This is a genomic window from Cryobacterium psychrotolerans (assembly GCF_900101115.1).
Lineage (GTDB): Bacteria > Actinomycetota > Actinomycetes > Actinomycetales > Microbacteriaceae > Cryobacterium > Cryobacterium psychrotolerans.
In genome coordinates this window covers 72,528-93,554 of sequence record NZ_FNFU01000001.1, presented here as the reverse complement: position 1 = coordinate 93,554, position 21,027 = coordinate 72,528, and the positions used below count along the sequence as shown (strand labels likewise).

13 protein-coding genes are annotated in these 21,027 nt (G+C 67.8%); 9 read left to right on the top strand and 4 right to left on the bottom strand.

All coding sequences use genetic code 11. The annotated features are described in order from the left end of the window. Window positions 1–131: 131 nt before the first annotated feature. Together BLQ39_RS00390 and BLQ39_RS00385 are read left to right on the top strand one after the other, a co-directional pair. Entirely contained in the window at window positions 132–2,957 is a 2,826-nt protein-coding gene (locus BLQ39_RS00390) for an FAD-binding and (Fe-S)-binding domain-containing protein (protein ID WP_092321318.1), read from the top strand. Window positions 2,958–3,020: 63 nt separating this feature from the next. Beyond that, entirely contained in the window at window positions 3,021–4,838 is a 1,818-nt protein-coding gene (locus BLQ39_RS00385) for an L-lactate permease (RefSeq protein WP_422386385.1), read from the top strand. Between the two features lie 304 nt (window positions 4,839–5,142). On the opposite strand, the gene BLQ39_RS00380 is transcribed toward BLQ39_RS00385, so the two are convergent. Then, window positions 5,143–6,096 (bottom strand): L-lactate dehydrogenase, encoded by a 954-nt coding sequence (locus BLQ39_RS00380; RefSeq protein ID WP_092321107.1) that lies wholly within the window; start codon window positions 6,094–6,096, stop codon window positions 5,143–5,145. Between the two features lie 524 nt (window positions 6,097–6,620). Here BLQ39_RS00380 and BLQ39_RS00375 point away from each other — a divergent pair. Together BLQ39_RS00375 and BLQ39_RS00370 are read left to right on the top strand one after the other, a co-directional pair. Continuing rightward, entirely contained in the window at window positions 6,621–7,715 is a 1,095-nt protein-coding gene (locus BLQ39_RS00375) for an S-(hydroxymethyl)mycothiol dehydrogenase (RefSeq protein ID WP_092321106.1), read from the top strand. Beyond that, the gene (locus tag BLQ39_RS00370; RefSeq protein WP_092321105.1) at window positions 7,715–8,350 is read left to right on the top strand and encodes an MBL fold metallo-hydrolase; all 636 of its coding nucleotides are present in this window, start codon (window positions 7,715–7,717) and stop codon (window positions 8,348–8,350) included. Before BLQ39_RS00375 ends, BLQ39_RS00370 begins: the two co-directional genes overlap by 1 nt. Window positions 8,351–8,735: 385 nt before the next feature. Here BLQ39_RS00370 and BLQ39_RS00365 read toward each other — a convergent pair whose 3' ends face one another. Both BLQ39_RS00365 and BLQ39_RS00360 read right to left on the bottom strand, forming a co-directional pair. Further along, the gene (locus BLQ39_RS00365) at window positions 8,736–13,592 is read right to left on the bottom strand and encodes an NAD-glutamate dehydrogenase (RefSeq protein ID WP_092321316.1); all 4,857 of its coding nucleotides are present in this window, start codon (window positions 13,590–13,592) and stop codon (window positions 8,736–8,738) included. Window positions 13,593–13,845: 253 nt separating this feature from the next. Further along, the gene (locus tag BLQ39_RS00360) at window positions 13,846–14,031 is read right to left on the bottom strand and encodes a hypothetical protein (protein ID WP_092321104.1); all 186 of its coding nucleotides are present in this window, start codon (window positions 14,029–14,031) and stop codon (window positions 13,846–13,848) included. 667 nt (window positions 14,032–14,698) lie between these two features. Here BLQ39_RS00360 and BLQ39_RS00355 point away from each other — a divergent pair. From BLQ39_RS00355 to BLQ39_RS00345, 3 genes are read left to right on the top strand one after another with little or no spacing between them, the layout of a single operon-like run. Then, entirely contained in the window at window positions 14,699–15,907 is a 1,209-nt protein-coding gene (locus BLQ39_RS00355) for an extracellular solute-binding protein (protein WP_167738583.1), read from the top strand. A gap of 37 nt (window positions 15,908–15,944) precedes the next feature. Continuing rightward, window positions 15,945–16,898: a carbohydrate ABC transporter permease gene (locus BLQ39_RS00350; RefSeq protein ID WP_092321102.1), complete on the top strand. Its 954-nt coding sequence runs from the start codon at window positions 15,945–15,947 to the stop codon at window positions 16,896–16,898. After that, the gene (locus BLQ39_RS00345; protein WP_092321101.1) at window positions 16,898–17,734 is read left to right on the top strand and encodes a carbohydrate ABC transporter permease; all 837 of its coding nucleotides are present in this window, start codon (window positions 16,898–16,900) and stop codon (window positions 17,732–17,734) included. The genes BLQ39_RS00350 and BLQ39_RS00345 overlap by 1 nt, the downstream gene beginning before the upstream one ends. A gap of 10 nt (window positions 17,735–17,744) precedes the next feature. Here BLQ39_RS00345 and BLQ39_RS00340 read toward each other — a convergent pair whose 3' ends face one another. Continuing rightward, window positions 17,745–18,611 carry a DeoR/GlpR family DNA-binding transcription regulator gene (locus BLQ39_RS00340; RefSeq protein ID WP_092321100.1) on the bottom strand — a complete coding sequence of 289 codons (867 nt, stop codon included), beginning with the start codon at window positions 18,609–18,611 and terminating at the stop codon, window positions 17,745–17,747. Between the two features lie 101 nt (window positions 18,612–18,712). Here BLQ39_RS00340 and BLQ39_RS00335 point away from each other — a divergent pair, with 101 nt between their 5' ends. Together BLQ39_RS00335 and BLQ39_RS00330 are read left to right on the top strand one after the other, a co-directional pair. After that, entirely contained in the window at window positions 18,713–19,903 is a 1,191-nt protein-coding gene (locus BLQ39_RS00335; protein WP_092321099.1) for an SIS domain-containing protein, read from the top strand. Continuing rightward, window positions 19,900–20,865 (top strand): N-acetylglucosamine kinase, encoded by a 966-nt coding sequence (locus tag BLQ39_RS00330; RefSeq protein WP_198417122.1) that lies wholly within the window; start codon window positions 19,900–19,902, stop codon window positions 20,863–20,865. Before BLQ39_RS00335 ends, BLQ39_RS00330 begins: the two co-directional genes overlap by 4 nt. Window positions 20,866–21,027 lie beyond the last annotated feature (162 nt).

Sequence of the window (21,027 nt, the reverse complement as noted above, 5' to 3'; positions counted from 1 at the left end):
CGGCACCTGCGCCACCGCCGCCGCCGCCACACTTTTTCGCCCGAAACAAAGGAGTTTCCGTGACTACCACCCAAGATCTGCTCGGCACCACTCGGCCCAGCAGCGCACCGGCCGACACGCTCGGAGACCACGTGCTCGCATCGCTCCGCGCGGCCGTGGCCGACCCGACCCGGGTGAAGACCCGCGCGCTGGATCTGCACGCCAACGCCCACGACGCCTCTCACTTCCTCCTGATTCCGCGCGCCGTGGTGGTCGCCCGCGACGCCGCCGAGGTGGGCCGGCTGCTGCAGGCCAGCGCGGCCCAGGGCATCCCGCTCACCTTCCGCTCCGGCGGCACCAGCCTGAGCGGCCAGGCCATCTCCGACGGCGTGCTGGTGGATGTGCGCCGCCACTTCAAGCAGATCGAGGTGCTCGACGACGGCGCCCGCGTGCGGGTGCAGCCCGGCGTCATCGTGCGGGCCCTGAACGCCCGGCTGGCGAAATACGGCCGCAAGTTCGGGCCGGACCCGGCCAGCGAATCGGCCGCCACGATCGGCGGCGTCGTGGCCAACAACTCCTCCGGCATGGCCTGCGGCACGGTGGACAACGCCTACCAGACGCTCGAATCGGTGACCGTCGTGCTGCCGAGCGGCACGGTCGTCGACACCGGGGCAGCGGATGCCGACGAGCGGCTGCGCGAGCGGGAGCCCGACCTCTACGACGGTCTGCTTCGGCTCGCCAGGCGAACCCGCGAGAATCCGGCATCCGTCGCCACCATCAGGCAGCAGTACTCGATGAAGAACACCATGGGCTACGGGGTGAACTCCCTGCTGGACTACGAGCGGCCGGCGGACATCCTGGCGCACCTGATCGTGGGCAGCGAGGGCACGCTCGGGTTCGTGGCCGAGGCCGTCTTCCGCACGGTGCCCCGGCTGCCGCACGTGACGACCGCCCTGCTGATCTTCCCCGGCCTGGAGCCGGCCACCGCCGCGCTGCCGGCGCTGGTGGCCACCGGCGCGGCGACCCTCGAGCTGATGGACGCCCTGTCGCTGAAGGTCGGGCAGTCGATGCCCGGCACGCCCGACATCGTGCGCGACCTGGTCGTCGAGGACCACGCTGCCCTGCTGGTGGAGTACCACGCCGAATCCCCCGAAAGCCTCGCCGAACTGCTGCGGACCGGGCTCGAGGTCGTCGACGGGCTGGGGCTCACCCTGCCGGCCGACTTCACGACCGACGCCGGTATCCGCGGCCAGCTGTGGCACCTGCGCAAGGGAATCATCCCCGCCGTCGGCGGCACGCGCCCGCAGGGCACCAACGCGCTGCTCGAAGACATCGCCGTGCCGGTGCCGGCGCTGGCCCGCACCTGCGTGGAACTCATGAGCCTCTTCGACAAGTACGAGTACCAGAACGGCATGATCTTCGGCCATGCCAAAGACGGCAACGTGCACTTCATGCTCATCGACGACTTCGCCAGCCCCGAGGGCACGGCCCGCTTCAGCGCGTTCACCGAGGACCTCGTCGAGCTGGTGCTCCGCGAGGGCGGCTCGCTCAAGGCCGAGCACGGCACCGGCCGGGTGATGGCGCCGTATGTGCGCCCGCAGTTCGGCGACGAACTCTACGACGTGATGTGCCAGATCAAGCTGCTCTTCGACCCGACCGGCATGCTCAACCCGGGCGTGCTCATCAACCCCGACCCCGAGGCGCACCTGAAAGACCTCAAGGCCGTACCGGCGGTGGCCGCCGAAGTGGACCGCTGCACCGAGTGCGGCTGGTGCGAACCGGTCTGCCCGAGCCGGGACCTGACGCTGACCCCGCGGCAGAGGATCGTCAGCCTGCGCGCCATCGAAGGGGCCAGGCAGGACGGAAACCTCGCCCTGGTCGCCGAAATGGAGAAGGACTACGAGTACGACGCCGTGCAGACCTGCGCCGTCGACGGCATGTGCCAGACCGCCTGCCCGGTGAACATCAACACCGGCAGCCTGGTCAAGAGGCTCCGCGAAGACGCAGCCGGACCGGTCGACAAGGGCATCTGGAACGTCGCGGCGAAGAACTGGGGCGCGGTCACGAGCGGCGCCGGCCTGGCGCTTCGCGTCGTGAAGCACGTGCCGGCCGGGGTCCTGGCCGGGCCCAACAAGCTGGCCCGCAAGGTGCTGGGCACGGATGCCGTGCCGCTGTACTCCGCGGAGCTCCCCGGCGGCGGCCCCAGGCGCAAGCGCCCGGCGCCGACCTCCGCGGCGCAGGCCGTGTACTTCCCCGCCTGCGTGCAGACCATGTTCGGGCCGGCCACCGACGCCACCCCCGGGGTTCAGCTCAGCTTCGAGCAGCTGTGCGAGCGCGCCGGAGTCACCCTGCTGGTGCCGCCGGAAATCGACGGGCTGTGCTGCGGCACCCCCTGGTCGTCCAAGGGCCTGGTCGACGGGCAGGCAGCCATGCGTCAGAAGACCCTGGCCGCCCTGCACGCCGCCACCAACGACGGCGAACTGACCATCATCTGCGACGCCTCCTCCTGCACCGAGGGGCTGCGGCAGACGATCGAGAGCGACACGAGTGCCAACCGCCTGCGGGTCGTCGACGCGGTCGAGTTCGCGGCCACGAGCATCCTGCCGCAGTTGCCCGAGTACGAGAAGATCGAGTCGCTCGCGCTGCACCCGACGTGCTCCTCCACCCGGATGGGCATCAACGGCGCCCTCGACACCCTCGCCGCGGGCGTGGCCGAGAAGGTGCAGGTGCCGGAGAACTGGGGATGCTGCGGCTTCGCCGGCGACCGCGGCCTGCTGCAGCCCGAACTCACCGAATCCGCCACCCGGGCCCAGGCGGCCGACGTCGTCGCCATGGGCGCCACGGCGTTCGCCTCCTGCAACCGCACCTGCGAACTCGGGATGACCCGGGCCACGGGCAAGGACTACCGCCACGTGCTCGAACTGCTGGAGGAGGTGACGCGGCCCTCGCCCGACAAGGCGACCCCCTCGAGTCACTAAGCGCACGCCACGCACTATCTACACCTTTTTGCGTTCCACACTCTCGAAAACAAAGGAGTTTTTGTGATTTCCACCGATGTGCCTTTCCAGCAGATCACCGACCCGATCCTCGGGTCCCTGGTCTTCTCGGCGATACTCGCCGCGCTACCCCTCATCCTTCTGTTCGTGCTCCTCGGCGTGTTCAAGGTGAAGGCGCCCAAGGCGGCACTGGCCAGCTTGTTGCTGTCCATCGTGCTGGCCATCGTCGGCTGGCAGATGCCGATCGGCCAGACGCTCAGCGCCGCAGCGGCGGGGGCCGTCTACGGGCTGTTCCCGATCCTGTGGATCCTGGTGAACGCGCTCTGGATCTTCAAGCTGACCGTCGCGACGCCCTGGTTCGAGGTGCTCGGCCGCACCATCCGCTCGATCAGCAATGACCTGCGGATCCTCGCGATCCTGATCGCGTTCTCGTTCGGCGCGCTGCTCGAGGCCCTGGCCGGGTTCGGCGCACCGGTGGCCATCTCGGCCGCGATGCTGATGGCAGCGGGCATGAAGCCGCTGAAATCGGCCATGGTGTCGCTGCTGGCCAACACGGCCCCGGTTGCGTTCGGCGCGATGGCGGCACCCATCGTCGCCCTGAGCGGTGTGACGGGCCTGCCGATGCAGGACCTGTCCTCGATGGCCGGACGGCAGACCCCGTTCATCGCGGTGCTGGTTCCGCTCATCCTCGTCTTCATCGTCGACGGCAAGCGCGGCCTGAAGCAGACCTGGCCGGTGGCCCTCGTGGCCGGCGCAGTCTTCGGCCTGGCCCAGTTCGTCACCTCGAACTTCATCGCCGCCGAACTGACCGACGTCGTCGCCGCCGTCGCAACCGTGACTGCCGTTCTGTTCATGCTGCGCTTCTGGCAGCCGGCCGAAGTCGTGAGCACGGACCACGCCGCGGATGCCGCCGAAACCGCGCTGCTCGCGGGGTCGGCCGGCGCAGGGCGCGGCGCCGCTGGTTCGTCCGCCGCATCCTCTGTCGGCTCGTCTTCTGGTTCTGGCTCTGGTTCTGGTTCCGGTTCTGGTTCTGGTTCTGGTTCTGCGGGCGTCGGTGCGACCGGAGGGGGCACGGCCACCGCGCTGCTCGACAACGAGCCGCCGGTCACGTCTCGCCCGCCGGCCCGTCAGGTGCTGACCTCGGTCGCGCCGTACCTGATCATCATGGTGATCTTCTCGATCGCGCAGATCCCGGCCATCAAGGCCTGGCTTGCCGTCGTCGGCAGTGTCACCTTCCAGTGGCCCGGCCTGAACGTCACCGATGCGGCCGGCAACGCGGTTGCCGCGCAGACGTTCAAGCTCGACCACATCAAGGCCACCGGAACCCTGCTGCTCTTCTCCGGCCTGGCCACGATGCTCTTCTACAAGGTTTCGGCACGTGAAGGCCTGCGCATCTACTGGGCCACCCTGGTGCAGCTGCGCTGGACGATCGTCACGGTCACCGCCGTGCTCGCGCTGTCGTTCGTGATGAACCTGTCCGGCCAGACCAACTCGCTGGGCGTCGCGCTCGCCACCACGGGCGGCTTCTTCGCCCTCATCTCCCCCCTGCTCGGCTGGATCGGTGTGGCCCTGACCGGGTCGGACACCTCGTCCAACTCGCTCTTCGGGCAGCTGCAGGTGACCGCAGCGGCAGAGACCGGCCTCTCGCCGGTGCTGATGGCCGCAGCCAACTCGTCGGCCGGAGTGCTGGGCAAGATGCTCTCGCTGCAGAACCTCGCCGTGGCCGCGGCCGCCGTCGGGATGGAAGGCGCCGAGAGCACCCTGTTCCGCAAGCTCATCGGCTGGAGCCTGGGACTGCTCGTGCTGGTCACGATCCTGATCGGCCTGCAGAGCACCCCGGTGCTCGGCTGGATGGTTCCCTAACCGGCCACCGGCCACCGGCCACGTCGGCGCGAGGGCCCCCATCGTACGCAAGATGGGGGCCCTCGCGCGATCCCGGCAGGGCGTTCGCACGCCGTGTCCGATGGCATCCGTGCGCAGCAGGGCGTTCGCGGCATCCGTTCGCGGCAGGGCGTTCGCACAGTCGGAGATTCTGCCGCTCGGGCGACAACTCCCAGCCCAGACGCACCGCACACCCCCGGGAGCAACGGATGCCGCCACAGCTGGGAGTTATCGCCACCCTGCCGCACCTGTTGCCACAGATAGGCGCGAGCAGACCGAGCCGCTCTTACTGCAGCAGCTTGAGCGACTCCCCCAGCGCCTCGGCCGAGCGGTGCAGCAGCGCGACTTCCACGTCATCCATCGGCACGTCGACCACGCGCTCCACGCCGCGGGCACCCACGATCGAGGGAACGCTCAGGGCGATGCCGTCGATGCCGCGGTATCCGTGCAGCACGCTCGACACCGGCAGGATCGCGCGCTCGTTGCGCAGCACCGCCTCGACGATGCGGGCGCCGGAGAGCCCGATCGCGTAGTTCGTCGCACCCTTGCCGGCGATGATCTTGTAGGCGGCGTGCACCACATCGTCGGTCAGCGACTCCAGCCGCTCGCGCGGGAACAGCCGCGTGCCGGCCTCGTCGGTCCAGTCGCGCAGCGGCGTCTGGCCGATCGTGGCATCCGACCAGAGCGGGAACTCGCTGTCGCCGTGCTCGCCGACGATGAGCGCGTGCACATTCTGGGACGCGATCCCGGCCGCCTCGGCAATCAGCCAGCGCAGCCGGGCCGAATCCAGCACGGTGCCGGAGGAGAAGACCCGGCCAGGCGGAAGATCGACGAGCCCCTCGGCGACCACCGTGAGCACGTCGCAGGGGTTGGTGACGAGCACGAACACGGCGTTCGGGGCGAGGGCGACGAGGCGCGGCATGAGCTGCTCGAGGATGCGCGCATTGGTCCCGGCGAGCGCCAGACGCGTCTGCCCCGGCTCCTGTTTGGCGCCCGCGGTGATGACCACGACATCCGAATCGGCGACGAGTTCGATGTCGCTGCCGCCGCTGATTCGGGATGCCCCGGTGAACGGGGTCCCGTGCGCCAGGTCGAGCACCTCCGCCTCCGCTTTGGCCTGGTTCACGTCGTACAGCACCACCCGCTGGGCCGAGTTGCGGATCAGCGCGGCGTAGGCGAGGGAGGACCCCACGCTCCCGGCGCCGATGACGGACAGTTTGGTCTCGCGCACGAAGCTCATGGCTCCATTGTTGCGGCTGCTCCGGCCTCCGCACGAGCCTCCGTCCCGGATCTCCCGCCCGATCCCCCGACCCGGCGCCCGAGTCCCGGCCGCGCCCTGTGGCCAACTCAGGAGAATCGGGAGATTGCGGGGGCGGGCCCGCGGAATCACGCGGCCGCGGTCTGCGACATGACGGAATCTCCTGAGTTAGCCACAGCGCGCGGGGCCGACGACGGATGCCGGAGCCGATCTCGGCACGCTCGATCTCCGGGTCACGACAGGTGCCCTGTGGCCAACTCAGGAGAATCGGGAGATTGTGCGTTCGGGCCCGCGGAATCACGCGGCCGCGGTCGGCGACCCAACGGAATCTCCTGAGTTAGCCACCGGGCGGGGCGAGCACTCGGGCGGCGGGATCCGGGCGGGCTCGATCACCGGACGGACTCGATCACCGGGCGGGCTCGATCACCGGGCCCTCGCCCAGCGCAATTGGGTAGTGTGAAGGGAATCCCACACGGCCCTGCCCGGGCCCCAACCGGAGGAGTTTCATGCCCATCACCGTTCAAGGCGTCATCGTTCGTTCGAAGGGTGCCCCGGTGGAACTCACCGACATCGTGATCCCCGACCCCGGACCCGGCGAGGTCGTCGTCGACATCGAGACCTGCGGCGTCTGCCACACCGACTTCCACTACAAGGAGGGCGGCATCGGCGACGACTTCCCCTACCTCCTCGGCCACGAGGCCGCCGGCCGGGTCAGCGTGCTCGGCGAGGGCGTCACCCACGTCGCCGTCGGCGACTTCGTCGTGCTCAACTGGCGCGCGGTCTGCGGCGACTGCCGCGCCTGCAAGCGCGCCGAGCCCTGGTACTGCTTCAACACCTTCAACGCGAGCCAGAAGATGACCCTCGCCGACGGCACCGAGCTCAGCCCGGCCCTCGGCATCGGCGCCTTCGCCGAGAAGACCCTCGTGCACGAGAAGCAGTGCACCAGGGTGGACGCGAGCGCCGACCCCGCTGCGGTCGGGCTCCTCGGCTGCGGCATCATGGCCGGCATCGGCGCGGCCATGAACACGGGCAACGTGAGCCACGGTGACTCGGTCGCCGTGATCGGATGCGGCGGCGTCGGCAACGCGGCGGTCGTCGGGTCGAAGCTGGCCGGGGCATCCGTCATCATCGCCATCGACCGCGACGCGAAGAAACTGCACAAGGCCGAGCAGCTCGGCGCCACGCACACGATCGACTCGTCGGGCCTCGACGAGGCCGGCGTCGTCGCGGCCGTGCAGGCCCTGACCGGCGGCTTCGGCGCGGATGTCGTCATCGACGCGGTCGGACGTCCCGAGACCTGGCGCCAGGCGTTCTACGCCCGCGACCTCGCCGGCACGGTCGTGCTGGTCGGCGTGCCGACGCCCGAGATGATGCTCGAGATCCCGCTGCTCGACGTGTTCGGACGCGGCGGCTCGCTCAAGTCGTCCTGGTACGGCGACTGCCTGCCGGAGCGCGACTTCCCGATGCTCACCGACCTGTATCTGCAGGGCCGGCTGCCGCTCGAGCAGTTCGTCAGCGAGCGGATCGGCATCGGCCACATCGAGGAGGCCTTCGAGAAGATGGCCCGCGGCGAGGTCTTGCGCTCGGTCGTGGTGCTCTGATGGGCGCGCGCATCGAGCACCTCGTCACGTCGGGAACGTTCAGCCTCGACGGCGGCACCTGGGCCGTCGAGAACAACGTCTGGATCGTCGGCGACGACGCCGAGTGCGTGGTGATCGACGCCGCCCACGACGCCGACGCCATCCTCGCCGCGGTAGGTAGCCGCAAGCTGCTCGGCATCCTCTGCACGCACGCGCACGACGACCACATCGGCGCCGTGGGCGAGGTGCTGGCGGCGCGCGATGCCCCCGTTTTTCTGCACCCGCGCGACGCGATGCTGTGGGACTCGATGTACCCGGATGCCCCGCCGCACCCCCTCGCCGATGGCCAGCGGATCGCGGTGGCCGGCCTCGAGCTCGAGGTGCTGCACACCCCCGGCCACTCCCCCGGCGCGGTCTGCTTCTACGCGCCGGCGCTCGGCGCATCGGGCACGCTGTTCAGCGGCGACACGCTGTTCCACGGCGGCCCCGGCGCGACCGGCCGCTCGTTCAGCGACTTCCCGACGATCGTCGAGTCGATCACGAGCAAGCTGCTGACCCTTCCCGCCGAGACGGTCGTGCTCACGGGGCACGGCGAGTCAACGACGATCGGCAACGAGGCCGGGCACCTGGAGGAGTGGATCGCCCGCGGCCACTAGCGCCGGCCGGTTGTCCGGCAGGACGGGTAGGCCGGTTTTTTGCTGCGGGCTAAGATCCCCTGCCGGCGCCGCTCACCGGTGGCCGCGCTGACGCGTGGCCAACTCAGGAGATTCCGTTGTCGCGCCGCACGCAACCCCGTGTTTCCGGGCCCGGATGACACTGCGTACCCGATTCTCCTGAATTAGCCACCATGGGAGGCGATGCCCAGCCGGGGCCGTGGTGGCCGCGCCGGCCTGTGGCTAACTCAGGAGATTCCGTCGTCGCGCCAGGCGCGACCGCGTGTTTCCGCGGCCGGAAACCGCGGCGCACCCGATTCTCCTGAGTTGGCCACCGTTCGGGGCGGGTAATCCAGGGTGGGCGGGGGCGTGCAGGGGCTACGGCGGGTCAGCGGCGCACGACGGAGCGCATCAGGCGCAGGGCCACCGAGAGGGATGCCATGTCGTCGCGTCCGAGGGCGTTGACCTCCTCGAAGACGCTCCGTGACCGGCTCAGCTGCTCCGCGTTGAGGGCCTCCCAGGCGAGCATGCGTTCCTCCGCGGTGCCGGCAGCCGTGGATTCCAGCACGCGCGTGGTCATATCGGCCACCGTCGAATAGAGATCGTCGCGCAGGGCCGCGCGGGCCAGGGCCTGCCAGCGGTCCTTGCGCGGCAGCGCCGTGATGCGCTCGAGCAGGTTGTCCACCCGGAAGCGGTCGTAGACCGTGTAGTACACCGCGGCCACATCCTGCATCGGCGCCTTCGCCTGGGTGGCGATCTTGGCCACGTCCAGCAGCGCGAAGGCCTCGAAGAGCTCGATCCACCGGCGTCCGAGATCCTCCGGAACGCCCCAGTCCTTCGCCGTTTGCAGCAGGGAGTGCATGCGCTTGAGGTCCTCGCCCTGCACGTAGTCCACGAGGTGTGCGCGCATGACGTCGGTCTGCGGCTTGTACTGGGCGACGACCTCCGCCACGGCGGGCGACCCGCCCTGGTTGACCTGCCAGCGCACGGCACGGTCGAGCAGGCGACGGATGTCGAGGTGGATCGCCGACCAGTGTTCGGTCGGGAACGACGACGGCAGCGCGTTGAGCTCGCCGACCATGATGTCCAGCTCGAAGACCTCGCGCAGGGCGACGAACGCCCGCGCAATCGTGGCCGGGTTCGCGGAGGTCTCCTCCATCGTGCGGAAGGCGAAGGTCACGCCGCCGAGGTTGATCATGTCGTTGGCCACGACCGTGGCGATGATCTCACGGCGCAGCGGATGCGTGTCGATTTCGGCGTCGAAACGCTCCGACAGCTGCCTCGGGAAGTAGCGTCGCAGGGTCTTGCCGAACCACGGGTCGTCGGCCAGGTCGCTGTCCCGCAGCGCCGTGGCCAGCTCGATCTTGGCGTAGGCGGCCAGCACGGACAGCTCCGGCGAGGTCAGGCCCTGCCCCTGCTCCAGCCGTTCCCGCAGCGTCGCCGTCGTCGGCAGCGCCTCGAGGTCGCGCTTGAGATCGCCGGATGCCTCCAGCCAGTCCATCAGCCGTTCGTAGCTGGGGCTCCAGTTGACGACCTTCACCCGGTCGTTGAGCAGCAGGATGTTCTGGTCAACGTTGTCCACCAGCACCAGCCGCCCGACCTCGTCGGTCATCGAGGCGAGGAACTCGGTCCGCTCCGCTGCGTCGAGCTTGCCCGCCGCGACCATCCGGTCGACGAAGATCTTGATGTTGACCTCGTGGTCGGAGCAGTCCACCCCGGCGGAGTTGTCGATCGCGTCGGTGTTCAGGATGACGCCGTTCAGGGCCGCCTCGATTCGACCGAGCTGGGTCATCCCGAGGTTTCCGCCCTCGCCGACGACCTTCACGCGCAACTCCCGGCCATCGACACGGATGGCGTCGTTCGCCTTGTCGCCAACCTGCGCGGCCGTCTCACTGCTCGCCTTGACGTAGGTTCCGATGCCGCCGTTGTAGAGCAGGTACGCCGGCGCCGTGAGGATGGCGCGGAGCAGTTCCGGCGGGCTGATCTTCGTCGTGCCGCCCGGCAGCCCGAGCGCCACCTGCACCTCGGCGGAGATCGGGACCACCTTGGCGTGGCGCGGATAGACCCCGCCGCCCGCGCTGATCAGGGCCTCGTCGTAGTCGCCCCAGGAGGAACGCGGCAGGTCAAAGAGCCGCCGGCGTTCGGCGAAGGAGGCCGCGGCATCCGGGTTCGGGTCCAGGAAGATGTGCCGGTGATCGAAGGCCGCGATGAGACGGATGTGCTCCGACAGCAGCATGCCGTTCCCGAACACGTCGCCGGACATGTCGCCCACCCCGACGACGGTGAAGTCCTCGGTCTGGGTGTCGACGCCGAGCTCGCTGAAGTGGCGCTTGACCGACTCCCACGCGCCGCGGGCCGTGATGCCCATGGCCTTGTGGTCGTAGCCGACCGAGCCGCCCGAGGCGAAAGCGTCGCCCAGCCAGAAGCCGTAGTCGGCGGCCAGCCCGTTGGCGATGTCGGAGAAGGATGCCGTTCCCTTGTCGGCGGCGACGACCAGGTACGAGTCGTCGTCGTCGTGTCGCACGACGCTGGCCGGCGGCACGACCTGTTCGCCGTCGGCCGTGGCGACCAGGTTGTCGGTGAGGTCCAGCAGTCCGCTGATGAAGGTCTTGTAGCTCTCGACGCCCTCGGCCATCCAGGCCGCGCGGTCGACGGCGGGGTCGGGGAGCTTCTTGGCGAAGAATCCGCCCTTGGCGCCGGTGGGCACGATGACGGCGTTCTTGACCGTCTGTGCCTTGACCAGGCCGAGGATTTCGGTGCGGAAGTCCTCCCGGCGGTCCGACCAGCGCAGGCCGCCGCGGGCGACCTTGCCGAAGCGCAGGTGCACGCCCTCGACGCGCGGCGAGTACACCCAGATCTCGTACTTCGGCCGCGGGAACGGCAGCGACTCGATCAGGGTCGGGTCGAGCTTGATGCTCAGGTACGGCTTCTGCTGGAAGAAGTTGGTGCGGAGCGACGCTTCGATCAGATCGATGAAGGTGCGCAGCACGCGGTCGGCGTCGAGGGTCGCGACCTGCTCCATGGCGGCGGTGAGCTCGGCGCGCACGTGCGCCAGGCCGACGGTGCGTTCGTCGTCGGTCAGCTTGGGGTCGAAGCGCGCCTCGAAGAGCGACACCAGGCCGCCGGCGACGGCCGGGTTGGCGAGCAGCGTGTCGGCGACGAACTCGTAGGAGTTCGTGTTGCCCATCTGGCGCATGTACTTGGCGTAGCTGCGCAGGATGACGACCCGGTGCCAGGCCATGCCCTCCCGGAGCACCAGGCGGTCGAGGCCGTCCGATTCGACGGCGCCGCGCACGGCCGCGCCGAACGAGTCGGCCAGGAGCCGGCCGGTCGCGACCGGGTCGACGCCGGCGGGGTAGTTCAGGCCCAGGTCGTAGAGGAAGAAGTCGCGCCCGTCGGAGGTCTCGATCTCGAAGGGGACCTCGTCGAGAACCTCGAGGCCGAGGTTCTGGAAGTACGGCAGGATCTGGCTGAGGCTCTGCGACTCCATCATGTAGAGCTTGACCCGGGCGTCTTCGGCCTCGGGTTCGTCACGCGACGCATCCGGCAGATACACGTACAGCCCCGGCGCCGCGGGCCCGTCGCCGGATGCCTCGGACGCGGTCGCCGCGGTCGCGCACGCCTCGAACCTCCCGATGTCCTCGAGCGCATCCTCGATCTCGTAGTCGACCCGGTAGCTGTCGGGGAACGCTTCGGCCCAGAGGCCGGACAGGTGCTCCGCCTCATCGAGCGAGCGGTGTTCGCGGAGTTCCTCGGTGATGCCCTCCGACCAGGCACGCACGGCCATGACCAGGCGGCGCTCGAGCGCGACGGCGTCGACGCCCGCGACCTGGGCATCCTTCGGCAGGCGGATGCGGAAGAAGAGGCGGGCCAGGGCGGATTCGGTCATCCGGGCCTCGAAGTCGAGGGACTCCGCGTGGAAGGTCTCGCGCAGTTCCTTCTCGATGCGCAGGCGCACGGCCGTGGTGTACCGGTCGCGGGGCAGGAAGACCATCGCGGACATGAAGCGGCCGTAGATGTCGGGGCGCAGGAAGAGGCGGGTGCGGCGGCGTTCCTGCAGGCGCTGGATGGCGAGGGCCGTGGTGACCAGGGCGTCGACATCCATCTGGAACAGCTCGTCGCGCGGGTAGGTTTCGAGGATGCCGAGGAGGTCCTTGTCGCTGTGCGAGCCGACCGGGAAGCCGATCTTGGACATCACGGCGTCGACCTTTTCGCGCAGGATCGGCACGGCCCGAACGGAGCTCGTGTACGCGCTGGCGGCGAAGAGGCCGATGAAGCGCTGCTCGCCGTTGACGTTGCCGTTCTCGTCGAAGCTCTTGATGCCGATGTAGTCGAAGTAGGCGGGGCGGTGCACGCTGGAGCGCGAGTTGGCCTTCGTGATCACCAGGGCGCGTCGCTCGCGCGCCATCAGGCGGCCGGCCTCGGTGAGGTGCTGGATCTGGTGGCCGTCTTCGGAGGAGCGCAGCAGGCCGAGGCCGCTGCCGTCACGGATGGTGAGCACGTCTTCGCCGTCGACGGTGCCCAGGTCGTACTCCCGGTAGCCGAGGAAGGTGAAGTTGTCGCGGTCGAGCCAGCGCAGCAGTTCCTGGGTCTGGTTGAGGTCCGGGATGCCCTCGGCGTGGGCGACCTTGCCGAGCGCGTCGGCGATCAGCACGGACTTCGCGCGCATCGGCTGCCAGTCCTCCACGGCGGCCCGCACGTCGCTGAGCACCCGGGTGAGGCCCGCGATGAGCTTGCCCTGCTGCTCGTCGGTGGCGCGGTCGATCTCGATCGCGATCCAGGACTCGAGGTGCGGGGAGTCGTCCTCGTTGCCGAGCAGGTGGGAGATGTCGGGCATCGCGGAGGTGTCGCCGCTGGAGATGCCGACGCTGGACGGAATCCGGTTGACGTCGATGAGGTCGTTGGTGACCCGGTTGCGGGTGACCGCCAGGAGAGGGTGCACGACCAGGTGGATGGCCGAGTGCTGGCGCACGAGTTCGGCGTTAACCGAGTCGACGAGGAACGGCATGTCGTCGGTGACGATGTAGACGACGCTGCGGCCGGACTCGTTGCGGATCTCGACGTTCGCCGTCTTCGGCCGGCGGTTGCGCGCGACCTGCCAGTGGTAGCTGGCCCGTGCGCGCAGAACGTTCACGTCGTAGGCCTGGGCGTCTTCACCCGCCAGGTGCTCGTAGTAGTCGGCGATGAAGGCCTCGAGCTCGCTACCCGTCGGGGACTGACCCGTGCGGGTGGATTCTGACGACATGAAAAGAAACGCCTCCATTAAGTGCTCTGATCTTCGCTGATCGGGCCTGCCGATCCGGCGGTAAACGTGGAGGCCCCTTGCTCAACCCATCGTAGTTTCACTGAGCAGGATGCGCACATCGAACCACCGCAGGGTCTGCGATTTTGCGGTGGTCGGATGCCGGTGGATCCCGGTCGATGATTCGCAGCGCTGAGGTCTTCCGCACTCCCGGGAGCGATAGGCGGTCTCAGGACTGGGACTTGTCGCCGCACGTCTAGTCGAGATCGAGCGGATGCGTCCCGTACTCGGTCATCCAGACCGGTCCAGTCCTGTTCTTCGACTTCCTCGCCGCGACTGCTGCTGCCTTGCGACGGCCAGAGCGGATGTTCCACGCGAGGTAGAGCGCCGCAACGACCGCGAAGACTCCGAGGAACAGCAAGAACGTGAGATCAGTCGGCATGCGTTGACCGTACTGGTGCGGGCGGCCCGGCCGCCAGCCGCCAGTTCGGGGAGCGACAAGCGCGCCCGCCCCCAAGTGGTTATCGGCCGTGACCCAAGGGCGTCAGGCCGCAGCGCATCAGATAGGCATAGGTGTCGTCGTAGTAGCTCGGGGGACGAGTTGGATCGAGCGCATCGCCGGCGGGTACAACGTTCGCGACGCCCTCGGGCGGGACTGTCAGTGCGCCTGCTGCCCGAACGCGCCTCAGGCTCGGCACGCTCTAGCCGGCGCGATGACCGCCGGGAGGACAGGCGAGACCCCGTGTTGCTTGGACTGTCAGGGTGTCAAGGGCAGGTCTCGACGGGCTCGACCACCGGCCGGGACGAGCGGTCCGACTCCGCGCAACCGTTCATTTTGACCGACCCCTGGTTGAAGTGAGCAGTTTTTATGCACATTTCTTGCGTAAGTGCGCACTGTGTGGCACAGTCATTTCACTTGACAGCATCGTCATGGGTCGGTTACCAGCGGTGAGCGCCTTTCCGCGCTTTCCAGGAACGGAAGGTTTGAAATGGCTTCACTGCGTAAACACACACGGACGGGCGCAGTCCTGGCGAGTGTGGCGATCCTGGGCCTCGGCCTCTCCGGCTGTTCACCTGCCGCGGACAAGTCTTCCTCAGAGACCAAAGGCGTGACGATCACCGTCGCCCTGTTCACGGCTCCGCCGCCCAAGGCCGCTCTTGCCGAGTTCACCAAGGACACGGGCATCAAGGTCAAGTGGTCGACCATCGACTGGGACAGCCTCCAGACCAAGATCGCTGCCTCATCGGCCGCCAAGACGTACTTCGCCGACGCGACAGACGTGGACTGGTCGCGGGTCGGGCAGCTGGGCACGCTGAAGTGGTTCGAGCCCCTCGAGGACTACCTGGACACGGAGTCCTACAAGAAGGACATGCCGCAGCTGGACTCCTTCGTGTCGGACGGGCACGTTGTCGGAATCCCCTTCGACGCCTCCTTCCTCACCACGACGGTGAACACGGAGATGTTCGAGAAGGCCGGGATCACGACGATGCCGACCACCATCGCGGAATACACCGCGGACCTGGAGAAGCTGAAGTCGAGCGGCGTAGCCGAGCACCCCCTGAACATCCCCTTCGCCGCTGCGGAAGGGCTGTCCACATACTGGTACCAGACCACGGCCGCCTTCGGTGGAACCGTTCTCGACGGCGACGGCAAGCCCCAGTTCTCTGACCCCGATTCCGCCGGCTACAAGGCGGCCGAGTGGATGGTCAACGGCGTCAAGTCCGGGCTCGTTCCCCCGGGAAACATCAACGTGAGCGACACGCAGGGCCAGCAGACGCTCATGGCCAAGGGCGGCGTCGCATCCACGTTCGCTGACTACTCCGGCAACGTCGGCAGCCTCTACGACATCCCCGACACGTCCAGCGTCGTCGGCAAGGTCACCTACCTGCCCACGCCCGGCGTCGACGGTGTCGGGCCGAACGTCAGCAACCCGGACGGCATCGGGATCCCCGTCACCGCCAAGTACAAGGAAGCGGCCGCCAAGTTCATCGAGTGGTTCACCTCCCAGAAGGCCCAGTACGGGTTCGCGGGCGGCGAAGGCCCCGACAACGTCTTCCCCGGCTACTTCCTCCCCTCCCGCCTGAGCGCCATCGAGCAGCTCACCGCGGATGGCGAGCTGGCCGGCGGAGACGTGCTGACCTCGATCCTGAAGGACAGCGCCCGGCCGGTCTTCCCCGAGGGTGCGCCCGCCTGGTACCCGGAGTTCTCCCGAGCGGTCAACACCAACCTGCACGCGGCCGCAGCGGGCTCCATGAGCGTCAAGGATGCGATGAAGGCGATCTCCGACACCGCTGACAAGCTCTCAAGCGGCTCGTGACCCGAACCCGACGCGCAACCCGACCCGAAACGCAACGGTGAACGCTGATACCCGGGTCAAGAACGCCCCAGTCGTAGGCCCTGGGGGACGCGCGAAGCTCGCGTCCCCCGGGGCCAAACGGCGCGGCCGATTCGACATCCTGCCCTACGCCCTCGTCACCCCGCTCGCACTCTTCATCATCAGCCTCGCCCTGATCCCCGCGCTCTTCACGATCGTGGCCTCGTTCTTCAAGGACCAGGCGCTGAATCCGCCCGTGCGGTTCAACGGCTTTGAAAACTTCGTCAACCTGTTCAACGACGCCGGCGTGCTCTCGAGCATGGGCAACACGGTGATCTACGTGCTCGTCGGCGTCATCCTGTCGACGGTGCTCGCGGTGTTCTTCGCGGTCATCCTGCGCAAGAAGTTCCTCGGTCGCTCCCTGCTCATCGCCGTGCTGATTCTGCCCTGGGCCCTCCCGGGCGTGGTCAACGGGATCATCTGGAGCAACATCTGGGACAGCAATACCGGCCTGGTCAACAGCCTGCTGACCTCCATGCACCTGATCGACACGTACCAGGTCTTCCTCGGCCAGAACAAATTCATGACAATCCTGGCCATCGAGATGGTGCAGGTCTGGCAGATCACCCCGCTTTCCACCCTGCTCGTGCTGGCCTCAATGCAGAACATCCCCGATGAACTCTATGAAGCCGCGAGCCTGGACGGCGGGTCGCCGTGGAAGGTGTTCTGGTCGGTCACCCTGCCGCTCACCGCGCCGGGCATCACCATCGCGATGGTGCAGGCGGTGATCGCGACCCTCAACATCTTCGACCAGCCCTACATTCTCAACGGTGCTGCCAGCACCGGAGCATCCGTCACCATGCAGACCTACTTCATCAGCTTCCAAAACCTTGACTTCGGGCAGGGATACGCGTTGTCGCTCATCATCACGATCGTCACGCTGGTGCTGTCGCTCGGAATTCTCAAGCTCGTCTACCGCCCTGTGGAGTACTGATGAATCGCCGTCCGCACTGGTTCCGATGGTTCGGAGTCGCCTTCATCGTGATCTGGTCGCTCGTGCCCGTGTACTGGGCGCTGAACACCAGCCTTCAAACGGATGCCCAGGTGAGCTCGAAGCCCTCGAATTACGTTCCGCCCACTCCGACGTTGTCCAACTACCTGGCGCTGCTCACCGGCGAGGGTGAGACCGCAGCGGCCATTCGCCAGTCCTCCATCAACATCCTGATCGAGTGCACGCTGGCCACCGTGATCACCGTCGTGCTGGCGACGCTCGCGGCGTACGCATTCGCCCGGATGAAGTTCCGGGGCGGGAAGATCCTGTTCTACGCCGTGCTCGCCACGATGGCATTCCCGGCGTACACGACCCTGATCCCGATCTACCGCATCCTGAGCACATTCGGCCTCGTGAACACGTATACGGGCATCGTGCTCGTGTACGTCTCGGGGTTCCTCCCGCTCGCGACCTGGATTCTCTACAACTACATGTCGAGTCTTCCGTTGGCCATTGAGGAAGCCGGCACCATGGATGGCGCCAGCCGGATGAAGATCCTGTGGCACATCGTGATTCCCCTGGCGCTGCCCGGAATCATCTCCACCGCGATCATCACGTTCCTGTTCGCGTGGGGTCAGTTCCTGTTCCCGCTCGTGCTGTCGAGCGACCTGTCGACGCAGCCTTTGACTGTCGTCATCGCCGCGCTGCAGGGCAGGCACGTCGTGCCCTTCTCGCTGCTCAGCGCCGCCGGAATCATCGCCATCGCCGTTCCCGCGGCCATCGCCCTGATCCTGAACAAGTACATCGTCAGTGGGCTGCTCGCCGGAAGCGTGAAGTAGCCGGGGCCGGCTAAGCGTCCGGGGAGGCGGCCTTCGCCTGCTTGAGGCGTGACGGCCGCGCCCCGGTGAGATCGACGACGTGCACCTGCACGCCGGCGTCGGCGATGCGCTCCAGCTCGACCGGGTCTGCATTCGAGTCGGTGATCAAGTCGCTGATCTGGGACAGGTCCGCCATTTTCGCCAGGGTCACCCGCCCGACCTTCGAACCGTCCGCGACCACGATCACTCGCTGGGCGCTGGCGACCATCGCGTTGTTCGTGCGGGCCTCGGTGTCATCGTGCGTCGTCACCCCGCCGGCGGCCGTGATGCCGTCGGTGCCGAGGATGGCCGTGCCCACGTTGATCGCCTTGAACGTGTTCTCCGACAGTGACCCGACGGCCTCGAACGAACTCAACCGCACGACCCCGCCGGTGATGATCACCTTGAGCTGGGGCCGCGCCGCGCACTCCAAAGCGGTCGTGAGCGAGTTGGTCACGATCGTCAACTCCGCGCGATTGCCGAGGGCCCTGGCGACCTCCGCCGTGGTGGTGCCGCCACTGATCGCCACGGCATACGGGCCGGAGGGGATCATTTCGACCGCGCGCCTGGCGATACGTTGTTTGGCTTCCCTGAACTGGGTGTCGCGAAGCCGGACCGGAATCTCGCTGTGGGATTCCAATGCGCGGGCGCCTCCGTGGGTGCGCACGAGAAGGCCCTGCTCGTCGAGGTCGGCCAGATCCCGCCGGAGAGTCGCGGCCGACACCCCGAGGTCCCTGGCGAGAGAGGCCAGGGACATTGTGTTCTGCTCCTGAAGCGCGGACAGGACCGCTCGCATCCGGTCGGAGCGCTTCGCGGATACTGCGCGAGGATGGGCTTCGAAGTAGCCGTCAGTGGACATGATTCGCTTTCTTGTCTCAAATGCGCATTGTTTGTGCCCACTTTAGCGCCAAAACGCTCGTGATATTGCGTGAAGCACGCAGTATGTCGCAGTATTTACTAATGACTAGTCCGCTCACCTCACCCGGCGTCCTCACCCCCGGCCCCGGCTCTGTAGCCACGGTCCGCGAGATCCTCCAGCAGCCCGAGGTCTGGGGCGAGGCCGCATCCGCGATCGCGGCTCTGCGCCAGGATCTGGATGCATTCCTCGCGCCGCTGCTGGCCCGCCCCGATCTGCGCATCGTGCTGACCGGAGCCGGCACGTCCGCCTTCGTCGGGCAGATCGCGGCTCCGGCCCTCTCCCGGCTTCTCGACCGTCGCGTCGACGCCCTCGCGACCACGGACATCGTCTCGAACCCGCGGGACGCTCTCGCGGAGGATCTGCCCACACTGCTCATCTCCTTTGCCCGATCGGGCAACAGCCCGGAGAGTATCGCCGCAACCCGCCTGGCCGACGAATGCCTCACCGACGTGAGCCACCTGGTGCTGACCTGCGACCGGGTCGGCGGCCTCTACCGGGAGCACGAGGGTCGCGAGAAGTCCATGACCGTGCTGATGCCCGAGCGCTCCAACGACGAGGGGTTCGCGATGACCTCGAGCTTCACGTCGATGCTGCTGTCGTGCCTGCTCATCCTGGGGGGCGAGAATGACGCAGCAGTCAGCGCCCTCGCCGCCGCCGCGACGCAGGTCATCCAGTCCCGGCAGCAGGCGATCCGCCAGCTCGCCGCGGGCGGATACGACCGGATCGTGTACCTGGGAAGCGGCCCGCTGACCGGCCTGGCTCGCGAATCGGCCCTGAAGCTCCTGGAGCTCACCGCGGGCCGGGTCGTCACCTACTTCGACTCCGCATTGGGCTTTCGCCACGGCCCCAAGGCCGTGCTCGACGACCGCACGCTCGTGCTCGTCTACGTGTCATCGGACCCGTACACCCGCCAGTACGACCTGGACATCATCGCCGAGCTCCGCTCAACCCAGAAGCCGGAAAGCGTCATCGCGATCGCCTCAGAGCCGCTGCCTGCGTCGCTCGGCGAATCGTGGGTTCTCGAGGGGCTGGCCGGCCTGAACGACGCGTACCTTGCCGTAGGCTACGTCGTCGTGGCACAGATCCTGGGTTTGTCGTTCGCCCTAGAGCTCGGCACGACAGCAGACAACCCGTTCCCCGGAGGCGACGTCAACCGCGTTGTCCAGGGCGTCACCATCCACCCGTTGGCGCCTGCCGCGGGCGAAACCGCGGGCGCGAGCGCCCGGCCGTGACGCTGTTCCTGGGCGTCGACGGTGGCGGCTCGAAAACCGCCTTCGTGCTCCTCGACGACTCGGGACAGATTCTGGCCGAGGCACAAACGCAGAGCTGCTACTACTTCACCGAGGGAATCGAGCTCGTCGAACGGGTGCTCGCTGACGGTGTCGGCCAGGTGTGCCGCTCTGCGGGCGTCGAACCAACGGACATCCGTCAAGCCTTCTTCAGTCTGCCCGGCTACGGTGAGGCGAGCGACGACGTCGAAACCCTGAACGCGCTTCCCCGTAACGTTCTCGGCCACGACCGGTACTCCTGCGACAACGACATGGTCTGCGGCTGGGCCGGGTCACTGGGCGGCATCGACGGCATCAACGTCATCAGCGGAACCGGCTCCATGACCTATGGAGAGCGTGACGGCCTGGGCTATCGAGCCGGCGGATGGGGCGAGCTGTTCGGCGACGAAGGCTCTGCGTACTGGATCGCCATCCGAGGCCTGAACGCCTTCACCCGGATGAGTGATGGCCGGCTCCCCCGCGGCCCCCTGTACGACGCGATCAAGTCGCGGGTCGGCGTGACGAGCGACCTCGACCTGATCCACATCGTGGTCGACCGCTGGCAGGGCCGGCGAAGCGATATCGCCGACCTGTCCCGGACGGTCGTCGATGCGGAGTTGCAGGGTGACGCCGTTGCGGCCGGCATTCTGACCGACGCGTGCGTTGAACTGGCCGCGATCGTCGAAACCACACGTGTCGAGCTCGGCTTCGGCGTGGACGACCTTGTCCCGGTGTCGTACTCGGGCGGGATGTTCAACGCGGAGTTCATTCGCCGGGGCTTCGAAGACGCCCTGGTCGCGGACAATCCGAACTACGACCTGCGCCCACCCCTGTTCAGCCCCGTCGTGGGCGCCGCGCTCTATGCGGCAAAGCGAGCCGGCACCCCGTTATCGGAGAAGGCGCTCGCGGTTCTTCGCTCTCGCTGAGGGGTGTCCGGTGAACCTGGGTCGACCACCGAGGGCTCGACCACCGAGGGCTCGACCACCGGGGTGAACGTCAGGAGAACACGCCTCCGGGCTTCACGCTGGGCAGCCGGGACACCCCTACTGTTGGGGTAGACAGATTCGATTCGTTGGAATCGGTCCCGT